This is a genomic window from Alloalcanivorax mobilis, from assembly GCF_002864685.1.
GTDB classification, from domain to species: domain Bacteria; phylum Pseudomonadota; class Gammaproteobacteria; order Pseudomonadales; family Alcanivoracaceae; genus Alloalcanivorax; species Alloalcanivorax mobilis.
Genome location: NZ_NMQZ01000070.1, coordinates 1 through 3,784, shown reverse-complemented (window position 1 = coordinate 3,784; position 3,784 = coordinate 1). Strand labels below are relative to the sequence as shown.

The following is a 3,784-nucleotide window of genomic DNA, read 5'->3' as shown; positions in this document are numbered from 1 at the left end:
GTCCGGCGTCCGGCGTCCGGCGTCCGGCGTCCGGCGTCTAGCGTCTAGCGTCCAGCGCCAAATTCAACACACCGCGCCTCCCCCAGCGCCGCCAGCGCCGCGCCATGCAAACGCTTGCCCTGGCCAGCCTGTGGCGGGTCGCCGTGGTCGGTGATCCAGACTTCGTGGGGGCGGCCTTGTGTGTCCAGGGCGCATACCCAGCCCTGTTCGCCGCCGGGGAAGGCGATCCGGGTGCCCACCGGGTACAGGCCGAAATGCTCGATGTAGCGCTTTACCCAACGGCCGTCGAAGCAATCCGGGCTGTCCAGCATATGCCGATAAATACGATCCATGGGCCAGGGGGCGCGGTCCGCGCGCGGCCGGCCCATGGCGTCGATCACGTCCACCACCGCCGCCAGGCGGGCCAGCTCGGGAAGCTGGTCGGCGCTGCGTTGTTGCGGGTAACCGCTGCCGTCCAGACGTTCGTTGATGGCGCCGATCACCGCCTCGGCCACCGCCGGCGACAACCACCGGCATTCCTGCAACCGCGCCTGCAACAGGCCGACGTGCCGTTGCACCTCACGGTAGGCGCTGGCGTCAAGCCGTTCGGCGCCCAGCAATTCCGGCGCCAACAGGGCCTTGCCCAAATCGTGCACCAGCGCCGCCGCCGTGATCGCTTTGCACACCTCGCGGGGCATGCGCTGGGCCTGGGCCAGGTCGAGAAGGCGCACCGCCACCGCCAGCCCGTGGCGCACCATCGGTGGCTCGTGGTGCAAACATTCCGCCGCGAACAGCACGCCTTCGCGATCTTCATCGTGCAACGCCATGATCCGTTCCGCGTGCCGCGACAGCGCCGAACGGTCGATACGCCCGCCGCCGCGCAGTTCCAGAATCTGGGTGTCGAGATAGCCGGCGCTGCGCGCCAGCCGCCGTGCCATCGGCGTGGCATAGCTGTCACCGGCGCGGCGGCTGACCGGATTGCCGAGCGGATCGTTGGCCAGAAACAACGCCGAAGGCCGCAGCATCGGGTTGCCGCCCTCCGCGTGCCGAGCCGCTTCACGCTCGATCTCACGCACGTAGAACCACAGCAGCCGGTCCACTTCGGTGCTGTGCGGCTCGAACTGAAAACCGGCCAGGATCACGCCGCGATCCGGCTCGGCGCGATGGTGGCGGGCGCGACCGAACAGCACCAATCGCGAGCCGTCCGGGAAACACAATTGCATCTCCAGCGACGGGCCGCCCGGCTCCAGCAGCGCCACCGCGTGGGCGGAAAGCTCCACCAGACACCCTTGCAGGGAAAGGTCCTTAAGATCGCCATACACACCGTCGGCGTCGCCGTCACGGCTGAGCACCACGCCCACCTCCATGCCCAGGCGCAGCGCCGCTCGAAACGTATCGCGCCGTTGCATCTCTTCCAGATAGAGCGGGTAATCGCATTCACTGTGCAGCAAATCCGCGGGCCGGCCGGTGTGTTTGAGAATCATCACCGGCGTGCGCAACATGCCGCTGTGGCTGCTGCCCAGCAACCGAAAGCCCACGCCCCGGCTGAGCGCCGGCGCCACTTCGGGAATCGCCGAAATATCCAGCGTCAATGACCGGCCCTGATGCATTGAACGCACCACCACCGGCAGCGGTTGCGCGCCCTGCCGCTCAAGCAGCAGCGAGGCGCCGCCCGGCCGACACAGCACCTCCATCAACTGCTCGATACGCCCGGCGTGATACACGCGGGCATAGCTCTCCTCCTGTGCCCCCATCGGCCCCTCTTCGTTATCGCAAAATAAGCATGCATAGAGGTCGCTTCGTCGGCCCGGTATGACCTGATAAAGAGACGTATTGTTGTGTTATCGGCGCGGCGGTGGTCGAACTTTAACCAACTCGCCCCTGGCAGGGAACCAAAACCCGTAAAGCCTTGGCTGGCACGCTTGAAGGAATAGGCGGCGTTGTAGCGGAGTTGGGTTTGGTTCTGAGCTTTTGTGGGAGCGGTCCTCGACCGCGAATCGGCGTTGCAAGGCCGCCCTCGCCTTTCAGGCTCGGTTCGCGGTCAAGGACCGCTCCCACAGCGGCTTCGTAGCAAGGCCCGGGGTTTTGACTGAGCGTGCTGCGTGCTGCGTGCTGCGCGCAAGCGCAGGCGTACCGCCCCCCAACAACAAATTTCGCGTTCCACCCTAAAGCCCGGCGCGCCGCCGCCGAAAGAGTGTGTAACGGCCCGCGCCGTTGCGGCGCTCCCCGGCTCCGGCGTTGCCCGAACCGGCGATCACGGAGCCGCCGGAGTCGCACCCAAACCGAAACGGTGAATCGAAAAGGACATTTACTTATGGCAGTTATCAACACCAACATCACCGCCCTGATCGGCCAGCAGAACCTGGGCAAATCCCAGAGCTCCCTGCAGACCTCCATGGAGCGTCTCTCCTCCGGTCTGCGCATCAACAGCGCCGCCGACGACGCCGCCGGCCAGGCCATCGCCAACCGCATGTCTTCGCAGATCACCGGTCTGTCCCAGGCACAGCGCAACGCCAACGACGGCATCTCCGTGGCACAAACCGCGGAAGGCGCGCTCAACCAGGTGAACGACAACCTGCAGCGCATCCGTGAGCTGACCGTGCAAGCCCAGAACGGCACCAACTCCGCCGACGACCTGTCCTCGATCCAGGACGAAATCGGCCAGCGCCTGGGAGAGATCGACCGCATCTCCGAAGAGACCAGCTTCAACGGCGTTAAAGTGCTCGCCAAAGACGACTCCCTGACCATTCAGGTTGGCGCCAACGACGGCGAAACCATCACCCTGAACCTGAAAGAGATCAACGCCGAGACGTTGCAGCTGGACACTTTCAACGTGGCCGGCACCGAGGTGGACAACACCGCTGCTGCCGCCGCCGACCTCACCGGCGCTGGCTTCACCGCCGGCACCGCCGATGGCGATGGCGTGACCGAGTACACTGCCAGCAACACCGCTGCCGATGCGGATGATGTTCTCGGCTCCCTGGCCAACGGCGACACCATTGATGTCGACGGCACCGTTTACACCAAAAACGACGATGGTTTCCTGGCTGCAGGCGGCACCGCCGGCACCGACGAAGTTGACGCCGCAACTCTAGCGGGCGACATGAACGGTGTGGATTCCACAACCTCCACCGGTTATGCGGTAGACGACGCCGGTGCCGTTACTAACGGTGGCGACGCGGTCTATGTGGACGCGGGCGACAGCAGCCTGACCACCTCGGAAGACGCCACCTCTTACTACGAACTGGCTGACGGCTCATTCAACACCGCTCAGGACGGTTCCGGCGACGCTCTGTACACCGATGCCGATGGCGCCATCACCACCGAAGCCACCAGCGTGGACACCAGCACGGTCACCGCCGATCCGCTGAAGTCCCTCGACAGCGCCCTGAGCACCGTGGATTCCCTGCGCTCCGAGCTGGGTGCCATGCAGAACCGCTTCGATTCCGCGATCACCAACCTGAGCACCACCACCACCAACCTGTCCGCCGCGCGCTCGCGCATCGAAGACGCGGACTACGCGGTGGAAGTGTCCAACATGACCCGCTCGCAGATCCTGCAGCAGGCGGGCACCTCGGTTCTGGCCCAGGCCAACCAGGTACCGCAGAGCGTTCTGTCTCTGCTTGGCTAATCGCCACTCCGGGGAGGGGCGCCACGCCCCCCGGTGACCCCTCTCCCGGCGATACCAGGGCCCCGATTTCGGGGCCCTTTTTTTGTGGGAGCGGTCCTTGACCGCGAATGGGCTTTGCCAGGCCATCCTCGCCTTTCAGGCTCGGTTCGCGGTCGAGGACCGCTCCCACAGCGG

Annotated in this window: 2 protein-coding genes; one reads left to right on the top strand and one right to left on the bottom strand. The window is 65.6% G+C overall.

Annotated features, from left to right (window positions below; translation table 11 throughout):
• Nucleotides 1–44: 44 nt before the first annotated feature.
• The gene (locus CGS25_RS18640; RefSeq protein ID WP_101676390.1) at nt 45–1,733 is read right to left on the bottom strand and encodes an HD domain-containing phosphohydrolase; all 1,689 of its coding nucleotides are present in this window, start codon (nt 1,731–1,733) and stop codon (nt 45–47) included.
• A gap of 560 nt (nt 1,734–2,293) precedes the next feature.
• Here CGS25_RS18640 and CGS25_RS18635 point away from each other — a divergent pair.
• Nucleotides 2,294–3,610: a FliC/FljB family flagellin gene (locus CGS25_RS18635; RefSeq protein ID WP_101676389.1), complete on the top strand. Its 1,317-nt coding sequence runs from the start codon at nt 2,294–2,296 to the stop codon at nt 3,608–3,610.
• Nucleotides 3,611–3,784: the final 174 nt, after the last annotated feature.